The following is a 24,685-nucleotide window of genomic DNA, read 5'->3' on the forward strand; positions in this document are numbered from 1 at the left end:
CAACAGGGCGGCGCTCATGCTGGAAATCAACGAACATCAGGGCGGCGGTTCCTCCTCTCCGAACATCTCATGGAGAAACGAACCGCAAACTAAATGACAAACCGACAGGTCGGCCCTCCACGAAGTGGGCACGGACCACGAACGGCGCAGCCGAGCCCGCCTCCAAGACCACAAGTGAGCGCCCTCGGAGGGGGACCACCCTCAGCAGATGTAACCAACATGCTTGGCTGGGTACAGCTAGCGCGCCCGTTGTACTAGGACTCCTCGGGGCGCCCGCCAAAGATCATCGAGGCCAGCGCCATTACCCCGCTGACGGTGAATACTGCCGGCCACGCGCCGATCTTCTTCGCCAGGGGGTGGGACGCGCCAAAGGCCGCAACATACGTGCCCGTGAGGGCGGCAGCCCGGCCCGCGCCGGCGTCGTTTTTCCAAACCGCGAAGCGGGGGCAGCTTGGGTTGACATAGTCATTGGAATGTCATTGTTCTTCTTGAGGCCCAATAGCGAGGACCTAAACTAGGCTCCATACAACAAGATCACTCTTTCTGTTGCAGCGACGCGGCACATTGAATCTCGATTTAGCTAGAAGGTCCCAACCCCACGGAATCCATCCCTCCCAACAGCGTCGTTGCCGGCGGTCCGGACGGGTCACCGCACGACCAGATCAGACGCTAGGAAAAATTCGAACATTGGCGGAGCTGTTACGGCAGCGCCATTGACGCTCCCGGTCGGCTGGAAAAACAGAAAAGCTAGTGCGACCGGGTTTCAATCCAACAGCCCTGAGCCTCGACGGTCAGGGAGGCACTTCGGATCCTCTTGGCCGCCCGGCGCCCGGTGGAGACCAGCGGGCCCTCGATCTGGGAATCGACGCACGCTCGCCGCTGACTCCTGCCCAAGTCATGACAGCCCGGGCTGGCGGGCCAGGGACGGCGACGGCGCAGCCGCCGCTGTCGCACGCGCCGAGGCACGCCGGCTCGCATCCGCCGTCATATCGCCCTCCGCGCGGAGCTGGAGGCCAACCAGCGGGCCTTGGCTGAGCATGTTGACCGCATGGCCCCGGGAGCCCTGGACATCCACGGGGTCGGCGCGGGTGACCGCGGCGATCATCCTCGCCACGTACGCGCACCATGGCCGGTTTCATTCGGAGCGGCGCCCGTCAGATGCCTGCTGCCGGGCTGTGAGCTGGCGACCGGTTCAGGCCTGCCGGAAGTCCCCTGCTCGTTTGCCATCCAAGCCACAATCTGGACGCGCGAGGTGAACCCCAGCTTGGCGAGAATGCTCTCGACATGACCTCCGACAGTTCGGGTGGAGATTACCAGCGACTCCGCGATGGCGCGGTTACTGAGCCCCTTGGACACCTGCTCGGCAATTTCTTGCTCGCGTCTGGTGAGCGGCGACGTTTTCGCCGCTGCAACCGGGCGCGAATTTGAGCCTAGCGCCAAGGCTATGGCCTCATCCTTGCCTAAATCTCCTTGTTCGGCGGCCAGTTGCATAAAACGCTGCCTGCCAAGCTCGCTCACAACAGTTTCGTTGGAGTGCTCAGAGTCCCACCGGATGTGCGGGCCGAAGGCTCCCACTTTAGTGCCCAGACCAGCCCAGACTGAGCCCGCGGCGTTGGCTAACTCCGCGGCCCTTTCAAACTGAAGTGTGGAAGCTGCGATCCAGGACATGAGTTCGATGCTCAGGGCAGTGCAAATACTGTCTTTGAACTCCCGCTGTATCTTCAAGGCTTCGGTCGCCGCTTTCTTGGCCGCGACCATCTCGCCCAGATGCCACCGGCACAGTCCGGTAATCCACAGCGAATATGCATGAGTCCACCGTTCGCCGTGGGTGCTGCTCAGTTGCAGCACGTGGCTGCACGTGTCCAAGGCGGCCTCGAGCTGACCGTCATAGGCTTGTGCCATCGCCAACTGGAAGAGCCCGGTGAGCGCTGAAGCGGTGTCTCCGGCCTTCATTTGAACGCCGATAGATTGGCGGTAAAGCTCCATTGCCTCACGCGGATTTCCCGAGAAAAGCTGGTGGAGTGCGGACCCGTGGGCTGCGTGCGCTTCCAGAATGCGATCACCAAGCGCCTCGGCCATCTCATGGCACGCCGTGAGATAGACGGCTGCCGCCTCACGATCGCCCTGAATAAGGCATACCCAAGCCGCGACCCACAGCGCACCCCCGTGTTCAGGTCCGGGCCCGTCCTGCAGGTCCAAAATTCGATCCAGCCAGCGCCGACCGTCGCTAAGGAATCCCCCTGCAATCCAGTGATAGCGCAGCAGCGAGGCCAGTTCGGCTGCGGCGTGGACTTCCCCAGGCGTGTTCACCGACCATTCCAGCGCCGAGAGCAGGTTGGCGTGATCCGCCCGCATGGCGGCGAGTGATACCGCCTGCCCTGGGCCACACCAGCGGTCCACCATACCGGCGGCCCGGCTGAGATAGTGGTCTCGGTGACGCGCCTTAAGCACCCCGTGTTCCCCCACTTTTTCCAGCAGCTGGACCCCGTACTCGCGCACCGTCATCAACTGCCGGTAGCGGACCTGTTCGCCGGACCGCTCCGTCAGGATGATGGATTTGGCCACCAGACGGTCCAACAGATCGACAATTTGGTCTGCCTCCAGCTCGCCGAAACCGCATACATCCTCGGCAGCGGTGAGGTCGAAGCTACCGGGGAACACCGAAAGTCTGGCCCACAGCAGTTGCTCGGCGACCGTGCACAGTTCATAGCTCCAATCAATCAGCGCGCGCAAGGTCTGCTGCCTTGGGAGCGCAACCCGGTTGCCACGGGTGAGTAACTCGAAACGGTGGTCCAGCCGTGCCCCGATCTGCGTGACGGAAAGCGCCCGCATCCGGGTGGCCGCCAGCTCAATCGCCAGCGGAATGCCGTCGAGCCTGGAGCAGAGTTGAATCACTGCATCACGGTTCTCATCAGTTACTGAGAAGTCCGGGACGATGCTCCGCGCACGGTCAATCAGCAGGCGGACCGCCTCAAAATGGTCTAGCCCCTGCGTTTCGTAAACCCCGTCGGTCGACGGTGTAGACAGGGGCGGAATCAGGCAAATATGTTCACCGGAAATGCCCAACGGCTCACGGCTCGTGGCAAGGATCCGCAGCCCCGGCGCCTTGTCGAGCAGCTCCGCGACGAGTTTTGCTGCCCCGTCCAGCAGATGCTCGCAGTTGTCGACAACCAGCAGCGCCTGCCGGGGCCGCAGAAAGTTGACCAGCTGATCCGTCGCCGAACGGTTGGACTGGTCGGGAACTGCCAGAGCAGACGCAATGGTCGAGGCCAAACCGGATTCGTCCTCCAGGCTAGCGAGCTCGGCCACCCAGACGCCGTCGCGGAAAGCCTTGCGGGATCTGTCGGCAAGCTCGACGGCGAGTCTGGTTTTGCCCACGCCTCCGGGACCCGCAAGGGTGACGAGGCGGGACTCTGTCATCCGCCTTTTCGCCTCATCAAGTTCCCTGCGTCGTCCCACGAAACTTGTCAGCGAATAATGCGCGGCAACGGTGGCGCGCATTTGCGTTTCACTCATGTGGCAACAGTCCGTTCTAGGGGCGGGCAAGGCCAAAGCCTCTGCTTGCACTATCCGCTCCCGAGGGTCCACTTTACGTGATGTGCGCCACAACACGGGTACACGGTCAGGTAATTATCCCCGTGCCTGGGACCAGCGGGGTGAGCCATGCTCGGTAGCACCAAGCTGGCTGCTGACGGAACTGAAGGCACGCCCAGCCGGGACATGCGATGAACCGCTATAGGAACAAGAGGAGCACCCTATGCCGAATTCAAAGACAAACAGCACGGTTGACGGCAGCCGACAATTCGAGCGGGAAGAATACGACGCGATCGTCATTGGTGCCGGCTTTGCCGGCCTTTACGCAGTCCATAAGCTGCGGGACCAGTTGGGACTGTCCGTGCGTGCCTTCGACGTCGCGTCCGACGTCGGCGGCACCTGGTTCTGGAACCGTTACCCGGGCGCCCGGTGCGATATTGAGAGCTTTCACTACTCCTACTCGTTCTCCGAGGAGCTCCAGCAAGAATGGAAATGGAGCGAACGCTTCGCGGGGCAACCGGAAATCCTGAAGTACCTCAACCATGTGGCCGACCGCTTCGATCTGCGCCGGAACATCCAGTTCAACGCGCACATCGTCTCGGCCGTTTTCGATGAGACCGCCAGCAGATGGGACGTCACCACGGATACCGGCGTCCAGGCCAGGGCCCAGTTCATCATCTCCGGTGCCGGCAACCTTTCCGTCGCCAAGGACCTCGAGTTCCCCGGGCGCGAAACCTTCACCGGCGAGGTGCACTCCACCGGCGCATGGCCCCATGAGGGATTGGATTTCACCGGTAAGCGCGTCGGAGTCATCGGCACCGGTGCCAGCGGCATCCAGGTGATCCCCGAAATCGCCAAGCAGGCAGCGCACCTCACCGTGTTCCAGCGCACGCCCAACTACGCCACCCCAATTGGCAACGCGCCTATGGACGACGAGTTCGAGCACGAGGTCAAGAGCAATTACCGGGAATACCGAACCCGCTCCCGGAACCATTTCCTAGGAGTTCCCTACAACGACGTCCAGCCCTCTGCCCTGGCCGTTTCCGAGGAGGACCGCCGCCGCACATACGAGGAGCGTTGGAAGCAGGGCGGCTTCCGCCTGTTCACAGACAGCTTCGGCGACCTCCTGGTCAACAAGGACGCCAACGACACCGTCGCCGAGTTCGTCCGAATGAAGATCCACGAGCGGGTCCGCGATCCGAAGGTCGCAGACCTGCTGGCGCCGAAGGACTACCCCTACGGCACCAAACGACCTCCCCTGGAGACGGACTACTACGAGGCGTACAACCGGGACAACGTCACCCTCGTGGACATCAAGGGTTCCCCCATCACGGAGATCACCCCAACAGGGATCAAGACCGCTGACGGCGGAGCCTTCGAGCTGGACGTCATCGTGTTGGCTGTGGGCTTTGATGCCATGACCGGGCCCTTGCTGAACATGGGCATCGTGGGACGCAAGGGGCTGAAGCTCACCGACAAATGGGAAGACGGCCCGCTTACCTACCTCGGCCTGACCATCAACGGCTTTCCCAATCTATTCCTGATCACCGGGCCGCAGAGCCCTTCCGTGCTCTACAACATGCCCCTGGCCATCGAGGACCATGTGGATTTCTCCACGGACGCGATCAGGTACATGCGCGAGCGCGGCATGGAAACCATCGAACCGACGGCTGAGGCTGAACAGGCGTGGGTGGAAGGTTCGAACGCCATCGCCGAGGCCACCCTTTTGCCCGGCACCGATTCCTGGTACATGGGAGCAAATATCCCCGGGAAGCCACGCAAGTGCCTGGTCTACCTCGGCGGCGCACCCACGTACCGCGGAATTTGCGACGAGGTCGTCGCGAAGGATTACGACGGATTCGTGCTAGCTGGCGCCGAATCGAACACGCCGCTTCCCGTCGCCTAGGCGAATCCCCCACCACCTACACACTATTCAAGGAGAAATTGCATGACCGTAGACGCAGCAGTACAGGGAATCATCGACGCTCTGGACGCACAGGGCCTGAAGTCTTTCGAACAGATGAGCATCGAGGAAGCACGTGGGGTTGTGGATTCCTTCGTCGGCCTCCAGAAGCCGCGCCGTGAAGTGGCCAAGGTCATCGACACCGCATACCAGGGACCCGCCGGGCCGCAGGACGTTCGAATCTATATCCCGGACGAAGAAACAGAAGGGCCGTTGCCTGTCGTGGTTTACTTCCACGGCGGAGGCTTTATCGGGGGCGGGCTGTCGGTTGCCGAGGAACCCAACCGTGCAGTAGCGAACGACGCGGGGGTGATCGTAGTGGCTGCCAGTTACCGCTTGGCTCCGGAGCATAAGTTCCCGGCGGCAACCGACGACACTTTCGCCGCGCTGAAGTGGGCCGCAGAGCATATCGCCGACTACGGCGGAGACCCCTCCCGGATCGCCGTGATGGGTGACAGCGCCGGGGGCTCGCTGGCCGCCGTCGCGGCCCAGCGGGCCCGAAATGAGGGCGGCCCGAAGCTGCGGGGCCAGGTTCTGGTTTACCCCGTGATCGACTCAACGGCTGAGCTGCCGTCGAAGTCAGAATTCAAGGAGGGCTACATCATTACCTCCGCGGGGCTGGACTGGTTCTGGGAACAGTATCTCTCGTCGCCCGCGGACGCGGAGAATCCCTTGGCCTCGCCATCCAAAGCCGCTTCCCTGGCGGGGTTGCCGCCGGCACTGGTCGTCAGTATGGAGTACGAAGCCGCCCGTGACGAGGCTGAGGCCTACGGAAAGCAGCTGGCCGACGCCGGCGTCGAGACCGTGGCAACACGGTTCGACGGCTTGGTCCACGGCACGTACTGGATGTCTGGCGCCGTTCCCCGCAGTGCGGAGATCCACGACGCCGTCGTGAACTTCCTCCGTGAGCGGCTGGCAGTAGAGCAGTAAACGCCAAAGTTCTAAAAGGCCAGCCATTGGCCGTCGACCTGATCCGCGCGAACGGCGGCCCGAGAAGGGTCGCCGTTCGTCCGGAGCTAACAGCAGAGGACCGGAAGAACGGGATCTGCCAAGCGCATCTCGCAGATTTAGGAGTACGAAGTGAATAATTTTGCCGCGGTTGAGGGTTCAGGATCCCATAAAGTCCTCGCGCTACACGGCTGGGCCCTTGACAGCTCCGTCTGGCTCGCCACACGGGCCCTAAGCAACCAGAGAGAGCTAACGTATGCCTACTACGACTTCCCGGGCTACGGCGTAAACCAAAACGAACCGCCTGCCAGCGGGATGGAGGGAATGGTGAAGGCCGCCATGGACGCGGTCGGCAGTCTGGGCTGGGAAAGGTTCTCTGTCCTAGGCCATTCAATGGGCGGGGCGGCAGCGCTCCGCCTCGCGACGCTGATGCCGGATCAGGTGCTTTCCGTGGCAGCCCTTACACCCGTTTCGCCCGCGGGCACAGCACTGAACGCAGAAACATATGACGCTTTCCGCCGTGCCTGGGCCGATCCCGCTGCAGCCATCAAAGGCTCATTGTCGCCGAATATCGATCCGGAAGACCTGCGCCGTCTGGTGGACCGGAACCGCGCGACCATGAACGAAGAGGTCTGGTCGGCTTACCTCGCCAACTGGACCGGACCGGACTTCATGGATGAGCTGGGCTCCCACGAGATCCCAACAACGCTGCTCTACGGAGAGTCTGATCCATTCGTAACGGCGGATTACCTGGCGGAAACGGTGGCAAAGCTGCGCAAGGGTACGATCCGGCAGCTTCCCAAGGCAGGGCACTACCCCATGATCGAAAACCCCGGTGCCTCGGTGGCGGCGTGGGAGGCCGCCCTCACCGGGACCGCAACAAGCCAGGCCCAAACCATCTAGAGGAGCATTTCATGACAACGCATGTAGTCCACTGGTCCTATACCCCCGACAAGTCAGTGATGGAGGCTTCCCGCGCTGAGCATCTCGCATACGTCAAGCAGCTGGTCTCCGACGGCAAACTTCTGGAGGCCGGGCCTTTCGAAGACGAAACCGGCGCCCTGCTGATTTTCCGGCTCGAGTCGGCCGCTGAATTGATTGAGCTGCTGCAGCGGGACCCCTATACCAGCGGCGGGGTCGTCACCGACACCCGCATCTACGACTGGCGCCCAGTGCTCGGACCCCTTTCCTGAAAGCGGAGGACGGCGTCCGCTAAAAGGCCGCAGCCGGCCTCGCCGCGGGAAGACCCGCGGCGAGGCCGGCTCCGAAGGACGATACGACTTCTGGCGAGCACACCAGTAGGACACCGAGGGCTAGGCGTAAGCCAGTTCGTCGTCAGCCTCTTCGAACTCGACGGCCGCGACGATCTTCATGGTCACCGGGTCGATCTTGAAAGCCTCGTTGTCCTCTTCCACCATGAGGAACTCGCCTTGGTCCGTGGTGAAATGCCAGGCCAGGGCGGGCTCGCCGTTGTGGTCGTAGTTGGGGTCGTCGCTGGTGATCTTCACCAGCGACCGCCTCGCACAGCTCGCGGATGATCAGCTCGAACTCCGGAGCAGAGGCCGGCCGCGCCAGATCTCACGCAGCAACCATCGCAGCCTTGACAGGCGCCCTCGCCGAACGCGGAATGTCCATCCGCGACGGGCTCCTCGTCGGAGACGATGCAGTCTCACAATACGACGGCGATCCAATGGGCGGACTCTCACTGCCCCTTACCTCGACTGAGTCCAGCCAGATCAACGCCGAGTTCGTCTACCGCGGCAGCAGCGTCGCCACCACAAACCGCATCACCCTGCCGGCTTCGACCAAAGAGACCCAGACTGCGGACGCCGTCGAAAGTTGCGTGGAATCAATGCAGAGCCTGAACGTCCGAGTTGCCATGCAGTGCCCGGACGCTGTGGACGCAAATGCTGGACGCAAAGTCCAGAAATCCCGGACCGGCCGCAACCCCAGGTCGATCCAAAAGAATAATCCGCAAATCACGTTGTAGGCGTCTCCGGCCACCATGAAGTGGTGAACGCGAAAACCCAACGGAAGGAGGAACCAGGATGAACACCGAGAAGAGGCCCCACGGGGCGGGACGCGGTCCGCCTAGAGAGCCGCTCCCCTACACAACCGAATAGGCCGATTCCGGGACCCCACACACCCGGAACATCAGATCAGAGGCGAGAGTGTGCACAATGTGCACACGAAAAACATCCAAAAGCCGCTGACCTGCGGAAACACTGTGCCCGAGGTGGGACTCGAACCCACACACCTTTCGATACCGCATTTTGAGTGCGGCGCGTCTGCCAATTCCGCCACTCGGGCGCGGAGTACACCGGTGTAATAATCTCGCCACCACAGTGCTGTGAGCAACGCGATCGCTTCCAGTGCGCGAAATTACTCTACATGCAGATAGGCTGAATTCCAGAATCGCGCCAGTGACGCCGCATCGAACATAACCGGTCCCAGTACAGCAGCGGTGACAACCTAAGACGGTCCAGTCCCCGCCGTACCCTTTCCAAGGAGTTCCCGTGTCAGAACAGACGGAGTCAAACCCCACGTCCAAGCCGGCGCGCCGCGTGGTTGTCGCCGAGGACGAGACCCTTATCCGGCTCGACATCATTGAGATCCTGCGGGGCGAAGGCTATGACGTTGTCGGCGAAGCGGACAACGGCGAGAAGGCCGTGCAGCTCGCCGAGGAACTCAAGCCTGACCTGGTCCTGATGGACGTCAAGATGCCGGTCATGGACGGCATCTCCGCCGCCGAGAAGATCGTCAAGGCCCGGATCGCCCCCGTGGTCCTGCTCACCGCGTTCAGCCAGAAGGAACTCGTCGAGCGCGCCCGCGACGCCGGCGCCATGGCCTACGTGGTCAAGCCGTTCACGCCCGCAGACCTCATCCCCGCACTGGAGATCGCGCTCTCCCGGCACGAGGAAATCAAGGCCCTCGAAAGCGAAGTGACCGACCTGCAGGAGCAGTTCGCCACCCGCAAGCTCGTGGAGCGCGCCAAGAGCCTCCTGACCACCAAGATGGGCCTGACGGAGCCCGAGGCGTTCCGCTGGATCCAGAAGACGTCCATGGACCGCCGCCTGAGCATGCGTGAGGTTGCCGAGACCATCATCAACCAGGTCAACTAGTCCGGCCGGCAAAAAAAAGACATAAAGGGTGGGTCCCCGCCGCGTTTCACACGCGGCCGGGACCCTCCCTTTATGTCTAGAGCAGCAGAACTAGATCTTGCTGTTCCGCTTCTTCCGTTCCGGCCAGGGGCCGACCTTGTCCTTGGTGACTTCGGTCCCGCCATGGCTGCCCGCGTCGGCGAGGTCGCCCACCTTGTGGACCTTCAGCATGTTCGTGGAACCGGCCTTTCCGGGAGGCGAACCGGCGGCGATGACCACCATGTCCCCGTCCTCGACGAGGTCCATGTTCAACAGGCTGCGGTCAACCTGTGCGGTCATCTCGTCGGTGTGGCCCACCATCGGGACCAGGACCGGCTGGATGCCCCAGGTCAGCGCAAGCTGGTTCCAGACGTGCTCCACCGGGGTGAAGGCGAACACGGGTCGGATCGGACGCAGCCGCGACAAACGCCGCGCTGAGTCACCGGACTGGGTGAAGGTACAGATGTACTTCGCATCCAGCTGGTCGGCGATTTCGACGGCGGCACGGGTGATGGCGCCGCCGCGGGTCTTCGGCTTGGTGCCCAGCGGGGGGACGCGCTCCAGGCCGTGGACCTCGGTGGATTCGATGATCCGAGCCATGGTCTTGACGGTCTCGATCGGGAACTTGCCCACGCTGGTCTCGCCCGAGAGCATGACTGCATCGGCGCCGTCGAGGACGGCGTTGGCGCAGTCGGAGGCCTCGGCGCGGGTCGGCCGCGGGTTGTCGATCATGGATTCGAGCACCTGGGTTGCCACGATGACCGGCTTGGCCCAGCGGCGCGCGAGTTCGACGGCGCGCTTCTGCACGATCGGCACTTCCTCGAGGGGAAGTTCCACGCCGAGGTCGCCACGGGCCACCATGATGGCGTCGAAGGCGTCGATGATTTCGGGGAGCTGCTCAACAGCCTGCGGCTTCTCGATCTTGGCGATCACCGGGACGCGGCGGCCTTCTTCGTCCATGATCTCGTGGACGCGCTTGATGTCCGAGGCGTCGCGGACGAAGGACAGGGCCACCATGTCCACACCGCGGCGCATCGCCCAGCGCAGATCGTCCTCGTCCTTTTCACTCAGTGCGGGGACGTTGACGGCAACGCCGGGCAGGTTGATGCCCTTGTTGTTCGACACGTAGCCGCCAACGATCACCTGGGCGACCACCTTGACGTCGTCGACGTCGATGGCCCGGAGGGCCACCTTGCCGTCGTCGATCAGGAGCGCGTCGCCGGGATTGACGTCCTCGGTGAGGCTCTTGAGCGTCGTGGAGCAGATGTCCTTGGTGCCCGGGACGTCCTCGGTGGTGATGGTGAACGTGTCGCCGACGGCCAGCAGGTGCGGTCCGTCGACGAACCGGCCGAGGCGGATTTTCGGCCCCTGCAGGTCGGCCATGATGGCCACGGCCTTGCCGAGCTGGCCGGCGGCCTTGCGGACGTTCTCATACGTGGCGTCGTGTACGGCGTAGTCGCCGTGGCTCATGTTCATGCGGGCAACGTCAACCCCGGCCTCCAGCACGGCGAGAGTGTTCTCAAAGCTCGCGATTGCCGGTCCGAACGTGGCCACTATTTTAGCGCGTCTCATATACCTACCCTAGTAGTCGATTGCATGGATGAAGTTGTTGGCGGTATCGGCCGGGGCCGGCCGCCGGGAAACAACTGCGACTTACAGGACGGCCATGGCCCGGTCGGTCGGGGCCACGGGGGCCGGAAGGATGGTGCTGCCCATCAGGAACTTGTCCACCGCGGCGGCGCAGGCGCGTCCCTCGGCGATGGCCCAGACGATGAGCGACTGGCCGCGGCCGGCGTCACCGGCCACGAAGATGCCTTCCGTGTTGGTCATATAGTAGCCGTCACGGGCCACGTTGCCGCGGCCGTCGAACTCGGCGCTGACCTGCTCGGTGATCCCTGCCGGCTCCGGGCCGGTGAAGCCCAGGGACAGGAAGACCAGGTCCGCCGGGATGATCCGCTCGGTGCCGGCCTTCGGGAGGCGCTTGCCATCGACGAATTCGGTTTCTGCGACCTTCACCCCGGTCAGTTTGCCGTTCTCGCCGACGAACTCCACGGTGGAGGCGAGGTAGGTGCGTTCGCCGCCTTCCTCGTGGGCGCTGGCAACTTCAAACAGGGTGGGGAACGTCGGCCACGGCTGGTGGCTGGCGCGCTCCGCCGGCGGCTGCTTGCCGATCGCGAGGGTGGTGACGGACGCAGCCTGGTGCCGGTGTGCGGTGCCGAGGCAGTCCGCGCCGGTATCGCCGCCGCCAAGGATGATCACGTGCTTGCCGGCGGCGTTGATCTGGTTTTCCACCGTCTCCCCCGCCACCACGCGGTTGGCCGGAACGAGGTAGTCCATCGCGAAGTGCACGCCCTCGAGCTCGCGACCCGGGATCGGCAGGTCACGCGGGACGGTGGCGCCGGTGGCCACCACGACGGCGTCGTACCGGCGGCGGAGCTGCTCCCACGTCACGTCGGTGCCGACGGCGACGCCGGTCCGGAAGCGGGTGCCTTCGGCCTTCATCTGCTCCAGGCGGCGGTCCACGTGCTCTTTTTCCATCTTGAAATCGGGGATCCCGTACCGCAGGAGGCCGCCGATCTTGTCATCGCGCTCGTAAACGGCGACCGTGTGGCCCACCCGGGTCAGCTGTTGGGCGACGGCGAGTCCGGCGGGACCGGAGCCGACGACGGCGACCGTCTTGCCGCTGAGGCGGGCCGGCGGCAGCGGGTTGACCCAGCCGTTCTCGAACGCCTGGTCCACGATCGAGACCTCCACCTGCTTGATGGTCACGGCAGGCTGGTTGATGCCCAGCACGCAGGACGCCTCGCAGGGTGCCGGGCAGAGCCGGCCGGTGAATTCGGGGAAGTTGTTGGTGGCGTGGAGCCGCTCCATCGCTTCCTCGCCCTTGTCCCGCCAGATGAGGTCATTCCACTCCGGGATGAGGTTGCCCAGCGGGCAGCCCTGGTGGCAGAACGGCACACCGCAGTCCATGCAGCGGCCGGCCTGGGCCTTGAGGACACCCTTTTCCTGGGCCTCATAGACTTCCTTCCAGTCCATGATGCGGACCGGAACGGGACGGCGGGGCTGGGTTTCGCGCTGACGTACTTTCAGAAATCCGCGTGGATCAGCCACCGGTCACCTCCAGGATTCGAGACCAAACTTCTTCGCCGTCGGGGTCAAGGCCCTCTTCGATGGCGTCAAGGCGGGTTTGCAGTACGGCCGCGTAGTCGCGCGGCAGCACCTTGGTTATGCGGGCTGCGGTGTCGTCGAAGTTCTCCAGAAGCCGTGCCGCAAGCAGCGATTCGGTCTCCTCGGAGTGCTTCAGCAGCAGTCCATGGACAATGTCGCGGTCCTCGGCGTCCAGTTCGCGCAGCTGCAGCTCACCGGATTCCAGGGCCTGCTTGTTGACGCGTTCGGTCTGCAGGTCCAGAACGTAGGCCGTGCCGCCGGACATGCCGGCACCGAAGTTGCGGCCGGTGCGCCCGATGATGAGCGTCTGGCCGCCGGTCATGTACTCGCAGCCGTGGTCACCGATTCCTTCGACCACCGCGGTGGCGCCGGAGTTTCGGACCATAAAGCGTTCGCCAACCTGGCCGCGCAGGTACATCTCGCCGCTCGTCGCGCCGTAGCCGATGACGTTGCCGGCAATCACGTTGCGCTCCGCCGGGAACACGTTGGTGCGGTCCGGCCGGACGATGATGCGCCCGCCGGAAAGGCCCTTGCCGACGTAGTCGTTCGAGTCACCGAACATCCGCAGGGTGATGCCTGCCGGCAGGAAGGCACCAAGCGACTGCCCGGCAGTGCCGGTCAGCGTGATGTCGATGGTGTCCGTGGCGAGCACGTCCGTGCTGAAGGTCTTGGTGACCTCGTGGCCCAGCATCGTGCCCACGGAGCGGTCCGTGTTGATGACGTCGACGGCGATCTTGACCGGGGTCCGGTCACTCAGGGCTTCCGCGGCCATCGCGATCAGGCGCTGGTCGAAGTGCTTGTCCAGCTCATGGTTCTGGCCCGTGAGGTTGCGCAGCGGGGCGTCGTCGTCGAACTCGAGCCCGTGCAGGATCGGGTCCAGGTCCAGACCCTCGGCCTTCCAGTGGTTGATCGCCTCGCGGGTGTCGAGCATCTCGGCGTGGCCGATCGCTTCCTCGATGGTGCGGAAGCCAAGTTCGGCCAGGATCTCGCGGACCTCCTCGGCAAGGAATTCGAAGAAGTTCACCACGAATTCCGGCTTGCCGCTGAACCGGGAGCGCAGCTCGGGGTTCTGCGTCGCGACGCCCACCGGACAGGTATCCAGGTGGCAGACGCGCATCATGATGCAGCCGGACACCACCAGCGGGGCGGTGGCGAAACCGAATTCCTCGCCGCCGAGCAGCGCGGCGATCACGACGTCTCGGCCGGTCTTGAGCTGGCCGTCCACCTGCACCACCACGCGGTCGCGCAGGCCGTTGAGCATCAGGGTCTGCTGGGTCTCGGCAAGGCCCAGCTCCCACGGCACACCGGCATGCTTGAGCGAGTTCAGCGGCGAGGCGCCGGTTCCGCCGTCGTGCCCGGAAACCAGGACGACGTCGGCCTTGGCCTTCGTGACGCCGGCCGCCACCGTGCCGATCCCGACCTCGGAGACCAGCTTGACGTGGACGCGCGCCGAGGGGTTTGCCCGCTTCGCATCGTAGATCAGCTGGGCGAGGTCCTCGATCGAGTAGATGTCGTGGTGCGGGGGCGGGGAGATGAGTCCGACGCCGGGCGTCGAGTGCCGTGTCCGGGCCACCCAGGGGTAGACCTTCTGCGCCATCAGCTGGCCGCCTTCGCCGGGCTTGGCACCCTGCGCCATCTTGATCTGGATGTCATCGGCGTTGGTCAGGTACAGGCTGGTCACGCCGAACCGGCCGGAAGCGATCTGCTTGACCGCCGAACGGCGGGTCGGATCGAGCAGCCGGTCCACGTCCTCGCCGCCTTCACCGGTGTTGGACTTGCCGCCCAGCCGGTTCATGGCGATCGCGAGGGTTTCGTGGGCCTCCTGCGAGATGGAGCCGTAGCTCATCGCACCGGTGGAGAACCGCTTGACGATGCTGGAGACGGACTCCACTTCCTCGAGCGGGACGGCGGGGCGCAGCCCGGCCTTGAACTTCAGGAGCCCGCGCAGGGTCATGAGGTTCTCGGACTGGTCGTCCACACCGCGCGTGTAGGCCTTGAAGATGTCGTAGCGGCGCTCACGCGTGGCGTGCTGCAGCCGGAACACGGTTTCCGGGTTGAACAGGTGCGGCTCGCCGTCGCGGCGCCACTGGTACTCGCCGCCGCCCATCAGAGCCTGGTGCGGCTGCTCGATGCCGTTCTCCGGGTACGCCATCCGGTGGCGTGCCGCGACCTCGGCCGCGATGACCTCGAGGCCGACGCCGCCCAGCTGCGAGTGCGTGCCGGAGAAGTACTCGTCCACGAGGTCCTGGCCAAGGCCAAGGGCTTCGAAGGTCTGGGCCCCGGTGTAGGAGGCCACGGTGGAGATGCCCATCTTGGACATGATCTTCAGGACACCCTTGCCGAGGCCCTTGATCAGGTTGTAGACACCGTCCTGCGCGGTCACCCCGACGACGTCGCCGGTGGAGATGAGTTGCTCCACCGATTCCATTGCCAGGTACGGGTTCACGGCGGAGGCGCCGTAGCCGATCAGCACGGCCACGTGGTGCGTCTCGCGGACATCGCCTGCCTCGACGACGAGGGCGGTCTTGGTGCGGTTGGCGCTGCGCAGCAGGTGGTGGTGCACGGCGCTGACCAGCAGCAGGGACGGGATCGGCGCCCACTGGGCGTTCGAGTCACGGTCCGAGAGCACAACGTACTGCACCCCGCGGTTGATGGCCCCGGAAACCTGCTCGCAGATTTCGGTCAGCCGTGCGCGCAGCGCGTTTTCGCCGCCTTCGGGGCGGTAGAGGCCCCGGACTTTCATGGCGACGCGGTCGCCGTCGGCGTTCTCGATGTTCGCGATCTTGGCGAGCTGGTCGTTGTTGATCACGGGGAACGGCAGCGAAACCTGCGGCTGGCGGACCTGTTTGGTGTCCAGGAGGTTGCCGTTGGGGCCGATGGCACAGGTCAGCGAGGTGACAAGTTCCTCCCGGATGGCGTCCAGCGGCGGGTTGGTGACCTGCGCGAAGGACTGCACAAAGTAGTCGAACAGCAGCCGCGGCCGCTTGGAGAGCACGGCCACGGGAGTGTCGGATCCCATGGCTCCGAGCGGCTCGGCGCCCGTGCGGGCCATCGGGCCGAGCAGGATCTTCAGTTCCTCGGTGGTGTAGCCGAAGGTGCGCTGGCGGATGTTCACCGAGGCCGCGGTGTGCACCACGTGCTCGCGTTCGGGCAGGTCCTTCAGGTCGATCAGGTTTTCCTTGACCCAATCGGCCCACGGGTTGGCTGCCGCCACCTCGGCCTTGACCTCGGCGTCGTCGATGATCCTGCCGGCGTCCGTGTCGACAAGGAACATCTTGCCGGGTGAGACGCGGCCCTTCTTGACCACCTTGGAGGGTTCGACGTCGATCACGCCGACCTCGGAGGCAAAGATGATCAGGCCGTCCTCGGTGATCCAGAACCGGCCAGGGCGCAACCCGTTGCGGTCCAGTGTGGCGCCGACGAGGTTTCCGTCGGTGAAGGAAACGGCGGCGGGGCCGTCCCACGGTTCCATCAGCATGGAGTGGTACTCGTAGAATGCGCGGCGGGCAGGATCCATCGTGGCGTGGTTTTCCCAGGCCTCGGGGATCATCATCATGATCGAGTGGGTGATCGGCCGGCCGGAGAGCCAGAGCAGTTCCGCGACCTCGTCGAAGGAGGCCGAGTCGGAAGCGCCCGGGGTGCAGATCGGGTACAGCTCCTCGGGTGAATCCCCCAGCAGCGGGTTGGCCAGCTGCGACTGGCGGGCACGCATCCAGTTGCGGTTTCCCTTGACCGTGTTGATTTCGCCGTTGTGGGCGATGGTCCGGAACGGCTGGGCCAGCGGCCAGGACGGGAAGGTGTTGGTGGAGAAGCGCGAGTGGACGATCGCGAGCTTGGTCTTGAAGCGCTTGTCCGAGAGGTCCGGGTAGAACGGCTCGAGCTGGGCCGTGGTCAGCATGCCCTTGTAGACGATGGTCCGGGAGGACAGCGACGGGAAGTACACGCCGAACTTGTTCTGCGCCCGCTTCCGGATCCGCCACGCACGGGAGTCGAGTTCGTTGCGCTCCAGCACTTCCCCGGTGCTGGAGGCAAAGAACGGCTGGGAGAAGTACGGCATGCAGGCCCGGGCCATCGCCCCGACGAGGTCAGCGACGATCGGCACCTCACGCCAGCCGAGGACCGTCATGCCCTCGTCGGCGGCAAGGCTTTCGATGCCCGCCTTGGCGGCGTCGGATTCGCGCTTCTCGGCCGGCAGGAAGGCCGTGCCCACCACGAACTGACCGGGGGCGGGAAGCTCGAAGTCGGTGACTGCACGGAAGAACTCGTCCGGGACCTGCATAAGCAGTCCCGCGCCGTCGCCGGTGCCTTCGTCGGCGCCCACGGCGCCGCGGTGCTCGAGGTTGCGCAGGGCGGTCAGGGCGGCGTCAACGATGTCATAGCCCGGCTCCCCCCGCAGCGTGGCGATAATGGCGAGGCCGCAGGCGTCCTTCTCCTGCTCGGGGTTGTAGAGCCCGGCCGCTTCGGGAAGTGCCGCGAAGCGCTTGAAAGGTGACATGGCGGCCTCTTGAGGCTCGGACCAACTGGGGCTGTGCAGGGTTTGGGTCATGGGAGACGTCCTTCCTCCTGATCGTGCGTATGGGAGGGACAACATTGGCCCGCATCGGTGCGCCGGCCGTGACGGGCACAACAAAGTGTTTTCTTATTCGAATTGTAGGTCAGCGCCGCTTCCTGCACTAACAGTTACGCGGCCGCCTGCCTGGGCTTGCGCGAAACAGCCACTGTCTGCTGTCCGCTGCCTTCCCTTTTGCCACGACGCTGTGGAAACGGACTCTGCGAGGGGTGACTCCGCGGCCCGGTTTGCCAGGGGCTGAGCTATTTGGTGCCCTCAGCATCCGGCGCGGTTCCAGTGGCCTGGTGGCCGGGTGTTCCGGCCGCCGGTGTTCCAGTGGCGGGCTTGGTGCCGCCAGTGGATTCCTTGGACGTTTCAGCTGGGGCGGAAACGTGGCCTGGACCGCTTTGGTTCTCAGGGAGATTATCACGCGATTCACTATCTGAGACAGCAGAATCCGAACGGCGGACAGTGCCGCTGTAAGCAGGGACGGTGGCCGGCACCTTGTGTTCCGCGTCGTTCCCGGCGTCGTCGCGCTCCTCAGCCGCCTCGTCATCTTCGCCTTGTGGCACGTCACGGTCGACGGCGGCGGCTGGCTTAACGTCCGTGTCCGCCGTCGTCCCAGCACTGTCAGCCTTCCCCGCGGCGGCGTCAGCGTCAGTGTCGGCGTCTGTTTCCCGGTCCGTGTCCGTGTCCGTCTCCGTGTCAGACGGCTCGCGGCCTGGCAGGTAGACGGTGTCCGGCTCCGTACGCCTGCGCAGGCCCAGGATGATGAACGCGGCCAGCGCGCCCAGCAGCACGAAGATGGACGTCCACACGTTCAGGCGGGTGGTGATGCCGAACAGGTTGATCTGCTCGGCGTCGTCGATCCGCATCGCTTCGATCCAGACCCGGCCCAGCGTGTAATAGACCGCGTACAGGCAGAAGAGCCGGCCCCGGCGGAAGCGGAACTTGCGGTCGAGCAGCAACAGAATGCCGACGCCGGCCAGGTTCCAGAGGGATTCGTAGAGGAACGTCGGGTGGAAGAGTGTGTCCGCGGCCATGCCGGGAGGGAAGTTCGGGTTGTCAGCGTCGATCTGCAGGCCCCACGGGAGTGTGGTGGGGCCACCGAACAGTTCCTGGTTGAAGTAGTTGCCCCAGCGGCCGATCGCCTGGGCCAGCAGCAGTCCGGGCGCCGCGGCGTCCATGAAGGCGCTCAGCTTGACCCCCGCCTTGCGGCAGCCGATCCACGCACCCACGGCGCCCAGCAGCACGGCGCCCCAGATCCCCAGACCCCCGCGCTGGAGCTGCGGGATCAGGGACAGGTCGCCGGTGCCGTCGAAGCCGGGGCCGAAGTACGCGTCCGGTGAGGACACCACGTGGTAGAGCCGGCCGCCGATGATACCGAACGGGATGGCCCAGATGGCGATGTCCCAGACGCTGCCCTCCGGGGCGCCGCGCTTGGCCCAACGGACGGAGGTGAGCCACAGGCCGACGATGATGCCGAGCAGGATGCACAGGGCGTAGGCGTGGATGCGCAGTGACCCCCATGGCAGCGGGATGTCGAAGCCGGACCAGTCCGGGCTCGGAATGCTCGCGGGGATCATCGCTGCCGCGTGGAGGACTGACTGCATGTGTTTAAGCTTCTTCCCTGGTGAGGCCGGTGCTGAGGTCTTTCGTCAAGGACGCTACCGCATCCACGCCGCCGTCGCCGATGGCCACGACCAGCGCGGTACCGACGATCACGCCGTCCGCGTAGGCGGCGATCTCGCGGACCTGCTCCGCGTTGGACACGCCCAGACCGACGCAAACATGTTCGGCGCCGGCGGCGCGCGCGGCGGCCACAACATCCTTGGCTGCGGAGCTGACCGAGGTACGGGCGCCGGTGACGCCCATGATCGAGACCGCATAGACGAAGCCGCGGCTCGCCTCGACGGTGCGCTTCATGCGCTCCGGCGAGGAGGACGGCGCCACGAGGAACACCCGGTCCAGGCCGTACTTGTCCGAGGCCGCCATCCATTCGGACGCTTCATCGGGGATCAGGTCCGGGGTGATGAGCCCTGCTCCCCCGGCGTCGGCGAGCTGGCGGGAGAATTCATCGACGCCCGTCCGGACAACAGGGTTCCAGTAGGTCATGACCAGCACGGCGGCGTCGGTCTTGCTCGTGATGCCGCGGACAACGTCGAAGACCTGCTTGACGTGGAAGCCCTTGGCGAGGGCCTCCGTGGTGGCGGCCTGGATAACAAGGCCGTCCATCACCGGGTCGGAGTACGGGATGCCGATTTCGATCAGGTCCGCGCCGTTTTCCGCGAGGGCGATGCCGGCCGCGATGGTGTCCTCGACGCTCGGGTAGCCGGCGGGCAGGTAGCCGATGAGGGCGGCGCGGCCCTGGGCCTTGGCGCGGTCAATGGCCGCAGCCGATTTGCTGGCGGCGGTCAGGCTGCCTCCGGCGCTGGCTTCGACGTGGTTCACAGCTGCTCCCCCTCCGTGGCGATCTCGTGCTCGGGTGAATCCTTGTCCAGCAGGTCGAACCATTCAGCGGCAGTGGCCACGTCCTTGTCGCCGCGGCCGGAGAGGTTCACGATCACGATCTTCTCTGATGCATTGCTGGAGCCTGCGGCCCCAGCTTCGGCGGCCAGCCGCTGGCCGACCTTGATGGCACCGGCCAGTGCATGCGCCGACTCGATGGCCGGGATGATGCCCTCGGTGCGGCAGAGCAGCCGAAACGCGTCCATGGCCTCGCTGTCCGTGATGGGCTCGTAGCTGACGCGTCCGATGTCCGCGAGGTAGGCGTGTTCCGGCCCGACGCCGGGGTAGTCCAGGCCTGCGGAAATGGAGTGCGATTCGATGGTCTGGCCGTCGTCGTCCTGCATCAGGTAGGAGCGGGCGCCGTGCAGCACCCCGGGCTTGCCGAGCGTGATGGTGGCGGAATGGCGTCCGGTTTCGACACCCTCGCCGCCGGCTTCGAAGCCATAGATCCTAACCGAGGGATCGTCCAGGAAGCCGTGGAAGATGCCGATGGCGTTGGAGCCGCCGCCGACGCAGGCGCAGACGGCGTCGGGCAGGCGGCCGGTCTGCTCCAGGATCTGGGCGCGGGCCTCCTCGCCAATAACCTCGTGGAAGTACCGGACCATGGCCGGGAACGGGTGCGCCCCGGCAGCGGTGCCCAGCAGGTAGTGCGTGGTGTCCACGTTGGCGACCCAGTCGCGGAGCGCCTCGTTGATGGCGTCCTTGAGCGTCTGGGAGCCGTTGGTCACCGGAATGACGGTGGCTCCGAGGAGCTCCATCCGGGCAACGTTGAGGGCCTGCCGGCGGCAGTCTTCGGCGCCCATGTAAACGACGCATTCCAGGCCCATCAGGGCGGCCGCGGTGGCGCTGGCGACACCGTGCTGCCCGGCGCCGGTTTCGGCGATGATACGGGTCTTGCCCATGCGCTTGGCCAGGAGTGCCTGGCCCAGCACGTTGTTGATCTTGTGCGACCCGGTGTGGTTCAGGTCCTCGCGCTTGAGGAAGATCCGGACCCCTCCGGCGTGCTGCGCGAAGCGGTTCGCCTCGGTCAGCAGCGAGGGCCGGCCGGAGTAGTTCTTATTCAGATCGGCGATCTGCGCGGTGAACTCGGGATCGGCTTTGGCCTTCTCGAAAGTGTCTTCGAGCTCATCCAGGGCGGCGATGAGGGACTCGGGCATCCACCGGCCGCCGTATGACCCGAAGTAGGGTCCGGGGGCATGCCGCAGGGATTCTCCACCCTGCAGGAACGCGTCCACGGCGCTTTCGTCTGAGCTGGCTGCTGGCGCATCGACCATCAGTCTCACCATCCTGTTCCACTGCTAATTAGGTCTGGGTGCTGCACGGAGGCGCCGCATGCTCCCGCCGGGCGTTGCCCGTCCGGAGCACGGGTCAGGATCGTGCGGCGATTTCTTCTGCTCCGGCGGCCATGAATTCGGCGATCCGCTCCCGCGGGGTCGCGTCGCTGACCAGGGCTTCGCCCACGAGGACGGCGTTGGCGCCGTTCGCCGCGAAGTGCCGGACGTCGTCGACGCCGCGGACGCCCGATTCGGCGACGACGAGCGCGCCGGCGGGGATGCCTCCGGCGAGTGCGGCGAAGACGGAACGGTCGACGTCGAGCGTCTTGAGGTTGCGGACGTTGACGCCGATGATCCGGGCTTCGGCAGCAACAGCCCGCTCGATTTCTTCGGCGGTGTGCGTCTCGACGAGCACGTTCATGCCGAGTTCGCGGCTGAGGGCACTGAACTCGCGCAGTTGCGCATCGGAAAGGGACGCCACGATCAGCAGGACGAGGTCGGCCCCGTGTGCCCTGGCCTCCCAGATCTGGTACTCGTCGATCATGAAGTCCTTGCGCAGCAGCGGGATGTCCACGGCTGCCCGGACGGCGTCGAAATCGGCGAGTGAACCGTTGAAGCGGCGCTGTTCAGTCAGGACGCTGATCGCGGCGGCGCCGCCGTCGGCGTACTGCACGGCGAGGGAGGCAGGGTCCGCGATGCTCGCGAGGTCCCCCTTGGACGGGCTCCGGCGCTTGATCTCGGCGACGACCTTCAGCTGCGCGCGTGTTGCCGAGGCGCCGCCGAGTGCGGTCCACGCATCGCGTGCGGGCGGGGCGGCGGCGGCGCGCTCCTTTAGCTCGGCGAGCGTCACGAGGCGCCGGCGGGACTCCATATCCTCCCTGACACCGGCATTGATGTCATCGAGAACGCTCACCCTTAGTGGCCGGAGTTCTTCAGCTTGCTGCCGCCCACACCGTATCCGGCCTTGCGCATGGCGAAGCCGATGATCAGGCCGATCGCCATAACAACGCCGCCCGCGATGAAGATCGTGGTGTTGGCGATGACAAAGGCGATGGACATGATGAGCGCGCCGACGAGCATGACCAGGACGGTGGTCCAGGCTGCCGGGCTGTTGCCGTGGCCGGTCGGTTCGCTGTGATCGACGTCGTCGTACGAGTAGCCGGTGCCGGCAGCGGGCTTGGGTGCGGAAACAGGGGCATTGCTCATTGGAATCTCCTCAGGGTGAATACTGCTTACATTCTGCCATTTATTGGCGGTGTTGTTGGCCGCGTTACCGGCGGCGTTGCCGGCAGCGTTACTGCACGTGGTGACGATCGTGTCCGCGGCATCGGCTCAGGTGGGATCGTCACCGCGTGACAACCGGTCCCAGCTGTCGATCTCATCCGGCGGTCCGGCCGGCGCCACGGATCCGCCGGCGGCGGCACCCGACGCTGCGGTGTCATATTTCGTGCGCGACTTCCAGTAACGGCCCGCGGGGATGACCAGCAGGGCGCTGAGTCCCAGCAGCGCGCCGGCGGCGACGGCGAGGGCCGGGAAGACGGTTACGTCCACCTGCACGTCGCTGCCCGTGATTCCGGTGGCGGCGGCGATGGAGCCCTGGGCTGCGGCCACCGGGTCGGCGATGACGATCGCGGCGGCGCTGACGATGCCGGCGGCGGCCAGCAGGATAAGCGCCGTGATGATCCAGCGGGCGATCCGGCCGGCGATCGAGGCGGCCAGACCGCCGGCCAGGGCAACGAGGGCAAGCGCCGTCACCGTGGTGGCGGCCTTGCTGCCCTGGACGTGCAGGCCGTCCTGGCTGTTGACGGCCGCCCCGAGCTGGGCCGGGTCGAGGTGGACGATGAGCCAGGTCTGTGTCGTGGTGCCAAAGACGGCCAGCGCCAGGGCGGCGATGGCCAGGACCAGGGTGGATTTCCGCGCCCAGCGGGGCACGACCGGGCTGGTGCTCTTGACCGTGGTGCCGCTCATGACTGCGCCCCGGCGTCGGAAATCGAATCGGCCGTGATGTTGCGCAGCGACTGGGCCGTGTGGACGGCCCGCATCGGTGCGGCAGCTTTGTTGACGGTTTCGATCGCCTCGGTGGCGTTGACGGAGTCGGCCACAATGCCGCCGCCGGCCTGCACGTAGGCGCGTCCTTCCCGCAGCAGCGCCGAGCGGATGGCGATGGCCATGTCCATGTCGCCGGCGAAGTCGAGGTAGCCCACCACTCCCCCGTAGATCCCGCGGCGGTGCGGCTCGAGCTCGTCGAGCAGGCGCAGCGCCCGCGGCTTGGGGGCCCCGGACAGCGTTCCGGCCGGGAAGGTCGCCTTCAGCACGTCGTAGGCTGTGGCGTTGGGCGCCAGTTTGCCGACCACGGTGGAGACCAGGTGCATGATGTGGCTGAAGCGCTCGACTTCCATGAACTGGGTGACGTCGACGGAGCCGGCCACGCAGACCTTTGACAGGTCGTTGCGGGACAGGTCCACCAGCATCAGGTGTTCGGCGCGTTCCTTCTCGTCGGCGAGGAGTTCCTCGGCCAGGGCTTTGTCCGCCTCGACTGTTTTGCCACGCGGCCGGGAGCCGGCGATGGGGTGGGTGATGACTTCCTCGCCGGTCACGGTCACGAGTGCTTCCGGTGAGGAACCGACGATCGAGTATTGCCGGCCGGCGGCGTCCTCGAGGCTGAAGATGTACATGTACGGGCTGGGGTTGGTGTTCCGCAGTACCCGGTAGACGTCGAGCGGGTCTGCGCCGCATTCCATTTCGAAGCGGCGGGAGATGACCACCTGGAAGACTTCGCCGTCGACGATCGCCTCCTTGCTGCGGTCCAGCGCGGCGAGGTAGTCCGTCTCGTCCCAGCGTTCCTGCACGCTGGAGGCGAAGTCGAGAGCGGCGGCGTCGAGCACGGAGACCGGCTGCTGGACGGGGGTGCTCACCTGGGCCAGCAGGGCCTTGACCCGGGCGACGGCGTCGTGCCAGGCGTCGTCGACCCGTTCGGAGCTGTTGTCGAAGTTGATCGCGTTGGCAATCAGCAGCACGGTGCCGTCCATGTTGTCATGCACGGCCATGTCCGTGACGAGGTTCAGCGCCATTTCCGGCAGCTCGAGATCGTCCTCAGGCGGGCTGGTCAGCTTTTCCCAGTGCCGGACGGTTTCCCAGCCGAGGAATCCGACCAGGCCGGAGGTGAACGGGGGCAGGCCTTCGAACCGGTCGGTGCGGAGGGCCTCGACGGTGTCGCGGATCGCGTCCACCGGGCTGCCGCCGAGCGGCACGCCCACCGGGGGTTCACCGAGCCAGTGCGCCTGCCCGTCCTTGGTGGTCAGGGTGGCCCGGGAGCGGGCGCCGATGAAGGAGTAGCGGGCCCAGGAACCGCCCACAGCCGCGGATTCCATCAGGAACGTACCCGGCTGGCCCTGGGCGAGTTTGCGGTACAGCCCGATCGGAGTTTCGGCGTCAGCGAGCACCTTCAGCCGGACGGGGATGACACGGCTGTGGCCTGCGAGTTCACGGAACTCCTCCAGGCCCGGGCTGATGATTCCAAGGTCCTGCATGGCTGTGGTTTCCGCCTGTTCTTTCAGTGGTCCAAAGGTTGGTTGGGTGGGGCGGCGCCGCGGGCGGCCGC

18 protein-coding genes, 1 tRNA gene and 1 pseudogene are annotated in these 24,685 nt (G+C 65.3%); 6 read left to right on the forward strand and 14 right to left on the reverse strand.

Annotated elements, in window-relative coordinates; all coding sequences use genetic code 11:
- Positions 1 to 895 precede the first annotated feature (895 nt).
- Positions 896 to 1,114, reverse strand: a complete 219-nt coding sequence (locus GXK59_RS09535; RefSeq protein WP_160666280.1) for a hypothetical protein — start codon at positions 1,112 to 1,114, stop codon at positions 896 to 898.
- Positions 1,102 to 3,516: a LuxR C-terminal-related transcriptional regulator gene (locus tag GXK59_RS09540; protein WP_202129101.1), complete on the reverse strand. Its 2,415-nt coding sequence runs from the start codon at positions 3,514 to 3,516 to the stop codon at positions 1,102 to 1,104. Before GXK59_RS09540 ends, GXK59_RS09535 begins: the two co-directional genes overlap by 13 nt.
- A 241-nt stretch (positions 3,517 to 3,757) precedes the next feature.
- Here GXK59_RS09540 and GXK59_RS09545 point away from each other — a divergent pair, with 241 nt between their 5' ends.
- From GXK59_RS09545 to GXK59_RS09560, 4 genes are all read left to right on the forward strand, one after another.
- Positions 3,758 to 5,440: a flavin-containing monooxygenase gene (locus tag GXK59_RS09545; protein WP_160666282.1), complete on the forward strand. Its 1,683-nt coding sequence runs from the start codon at positions 3,758 to 3,760 to the stop codon at positions 5,438 to 5,440.
- A 42-nt stretch (positions 5,441 to 5,482) separates the two neighbouring features.
- Entirely contained in the window at positions 5,483 to 6,427 is a 945-nt protein-coding gene (locus GXK59_RS09550) for an alpha/beta hydrolase (RefSeq protein ID WP_160666284.1), read from the forward strand.
- A gap of 150 nt (positions 6,428 to 6,577) precedes the next feature.
- A complete protein-coding gene (locus tag GXK59_RS09555) occupies positions 6,578 to 7,348 on the forward strand; it encodes an alpha/beta fold hydrolase (RefSeq protein WP_160666286.1) in 771 nt (256 codons plus the stop codon).
- Positions 7,349 to 7,359: 11 nt separating this feature from the next.
- Positions 7,360 to 7,638, forward strand: coding sequence for a YciI family protein (locus GXK59_RS09560; RefSeq protein WP_160666288.1), 279 nt, complete (start codon positions 7,360 to 7,362; stop codon positions 7,636 to 7,638).
- Between the two features lie 120 nt (positions 7,639 to 7,758).
- Here GXK59_RS09560 and GXK59_RS09565 read toward each other — a convergent pair.
- Positions 7,759 to 8,005: pseudogene (locus GXK59_RS09565) on the reverse strand (DMP19 family protein); the annotation flags it as partial.
- A gap of 40 nt (positions 8,006 to 8,045) precedes the next feature.
- Here GXK59_RS09565 and GXK59_RS09570 point away from each other — a divergent pair.
- A complete protein-coding gene (locus GXK59_RS09570) occupies positions 8,046 to 8,435 on the forward strand; it encodes a hypothetical protein (RefSeq protein ID WP_160666290.1) in 390 nt (129 codons plus the stop codon).
- 238 nt (positions 8,436 to 8,673) lie between these two features.
- On the opposite strand, the gene GXK59_RS09575 is transcribed toward GXK59_RS09570, so the two are convergent.
- Positions 8,674 to 8,755: transfer RNA gene (locus tag GXK59_RS09575), tRNA-Leu, on the reverse strand.
- 206 nt (positions 8,756 to 8,961) lie between these two features.
- On the opposite strand from GXK59_RS09575, the gene GXK59_RS09580 reads away from it, so the two are divergent.
- The gene (locus GXK59_RS09580) at positions 8,962 to 9,567 is read left to right on the forward strand and encodes an ANTAR domain-containing response regulator (RefSeq protein ID WP_024368455.1); all 606 of its coding nucleotides are present in this window, start codon (positions 8,962 to 8,964) and stop codon (positions 9,565 to 9,567) included.
- Between the two features lie 90 nt (positions 9,568 to 9,657).
- Here the strand turns inward: GXK59_RS09580 and pyk are convergent, their stop codons facing one another.
- The 10 genes from pyk to GXK59_RS09630 form a co-directional block, all read right to left on the reverse strand.
- Positions 9,658 to 11,157, reverse strand: a complete 1,500-nt coding sequence (gene pyk, locus GXK59_RS09585) for a pyruvate kinase (RefSeq protein WP_029705114.1) — start codon at positions 11,155 to 11,157, stop codon at positions 9,658 to 9,660.
- Between the two features lie 81 nt (positions 11,158 to 11,238).
- Complete coding sequence (locus tag GXK59_RS09590; RefSeq protein WP_160666292.1) at positions 11,239 to 12,696, reverse strand: glutamate synthase subunit beta; 1,458 nt, start codon at positions 12,694 to 12,696, stop codon at positions 11,239 to 11,241.
- Positions 12,689 to 17,299 (reverse strand): glutamate synthase large subunit, encoded by a 4,611-nt coding sequence (gene gltB, locus GXK59_RS09595; protein WP_160666294.1) that lies wholly within the window; start codon positions 17,297 to 17,299, stop codon positions 12,689 to 12,691. The genes GXK59_RS09590 and gltB overlap by 8 nt, the downstream gene beginning before the upstream one ends.
- A gap of 266 nt (positions 17,300 to 17,565) precedes the next feature.
- Positions 17,566 to 18,915 (reverse strand): prolipoprotein diacylglyceryl transferase, encoded by a 1,350-nt coding sequence (gene lgt, locus GXK59_RS09600; RefSeq protein ID WP_160666296.1) that lies wholly within the window; start codon positions 18,913 to 18,915, stop codon positions 17,566 to 17,568.
- A 4-nt stretch (positions 18,916 to 18,919) separates the two neighbouring features.
- Entirely contained in the window at positions 18,920 to 19,753 is an 834-nt protein-coding gene (trpA, locus tag GXK59_RS09605; RefSeq protein ID WP_237393851.1) for a tryptophan synthase subunit alpha, read from the reverse strand.
- Positions 19,750 to 21,084: a tryptophan synthase subunit beta gene (trpB, locus tag GXK59_RS09610; protein WP_160666298.1), complete on the reverse strand. Its 1,335-nt coding sequence runs from the start codon at positions 21,082 to 21,084 to the stop codon at positions 19,750 to 19,752. Before trpB ends, trpA begins: the two co-directional genes overlap by 4 nt.
- A 94-nt stretch (positions 21,085 to 21,178) precedes the next feature.
- Positions 21,179 to 21,997 (reverse strand): indole-3-glycerol phosphate synthase TrpC, encoded by an 819-nt coding sequence (gene trpC, locus GXK59_RS09615; protein ID WP_160666300.1) that lies wholly within the window; start codon positions 21,995 to 21,997, stop codon positions 21,179 to 21,181.
- Positions 21,998 to 21,999: 2 nt separating this feature from the next.
- On the reverse strand, positions 22,000 to 22,290 hold the full coding sequence (locus GXK59_RS09620; RefSeq protein ID WP_160666302.1) for an HGxxPAAW family protein: 291 nt from the start codon (positions 22,288 to 22,290) through the stop codon (positions 22,000 to 22,002).
- A gap of 126 nt (positions 22,291 to 22,416) precedes the next feature.
- Complete coding sequence (locus tag GXK59_RS09625; RefSeq protein ID WP_160666304.1) at positions 22,417 to 23,052, reverse strand: Trp biosynthesis-associated membrane protein; 636 nt, start codon at positions 23,050 to 23,052, stop codon at positions 22,417 to 22,419.
- Positions 23,049 to 24,614 carry an anthranilate synthase component I gene (locus GXK59_RS09630; RefSeq protein ID WP_160666306.1) on the reverse strand — a complete coding sequence of 522 codons (1,566 nt, stop codon included), beginning with the start codon at positions 24,612 to 24,614 and terminating at the stop codon, positions 23,049 to 23,051. Before GXK59_RS09630 ends, GXK59_RS09625 begins: the two co-directional genes overlap by 4 nt.
- Positions 24,615 to 24,685: the final 71 nt, after the last annotated feature.

Origin of the sequence: Pseudarthrobacter sp. ATCC 49987 (assembly GCF_009928425.1) — a bacterium.
In the GTDB taxonomy this organism is placed as follows: Bacteria; Actinomycetota; Actinomycetes; order Actinomycetales; family Micrococcaceae; genus Arthrobacter.

What these genes read in the sequence shown, in the direction of transcription:
- GXK59_RS09630 (WP_160666306.1), bottom strand. Translation starts at nt 24,614, where the DNA reads ATGCAGGACCTTGGAATCATCAGCCCGGGCCTGGAGGAGTTCCGTGAA.
- GXK59_RS09545 (WP_160666282.1), top strand. Translation starts at nt 3,758, where the DNA reads ATGCCGAATTCAAAGACAAACAGCACGGTTGACGGCAGCCGACAATTC.
- GXK59_RS09560 (WP_160666288.1), top strand. Translation starts at nt 7,360, where the DNA reads ATGACAACGCATGTAGTCCACTGGTCCTATACCCCCGACAAGTCAGTG.
- trpB (WP_160666298.1), bottom strand. Translation starts at nt 21,084, where the DNA reads ATGGTCGATGCGCCAGCAGCCAGCTCAGACGAAAGCGCCGTGGACGCG.
- GXK59_RS09620 (WP_160666302.1), bottom strand. Translation starts at nt 22,290, where the DNA reads ATGAGCAATGCCCCTGTTTCCGCACCCAAGCCCGCTGCCGGCACCGGC.
- GXK59_RS09625 (WP_160666304.1), bottom strand. Translation starts at nt 23,052, where the DNA reads ATGAGCGGCACCACGGTCAAGAGCACCAGCCCGGTCGTGCCCCGCTGG.
- GXK59_RS09550 (WP_160666284.1), top strand. Translation starts at nt 5,483, where the DNA reads ATGACCGTAGACGCAGCAGTACAGGGAATCATCGACGCTCTGGACGCA.
- gltB (WP_160666294.1), bottom strand. Translation starts at nt 17,299, where the DNA reads ATGACCCAAACCCTGCACAGCCCCAGTTGGTCCGAGCCTCAAGAGGCC.
- lgt (WP_160666296.1), bottom strand. Translation starts at nt 18,915, where the DNA reads ATGCAGTCAGTCCTCCACGCGGCAGCGATGATCCCCGCGAGCATTCCG.
- pyk (WP_029705114.1), bottom strand. Translation starts at nt 11,157, where the DNA reads ATGAGACGCGCTAAAATAGTGGCCACGTTCGGACCGGCAATCGCGAGC.
- GXK59_RS09540 (WP_202129101.1), bottom strand. Translation starts at nt 3,516, where the DNA reads ATGAGTGAAACGCAAATGCGCGCCACCGTTGCCGCGCATTATTCGCTG.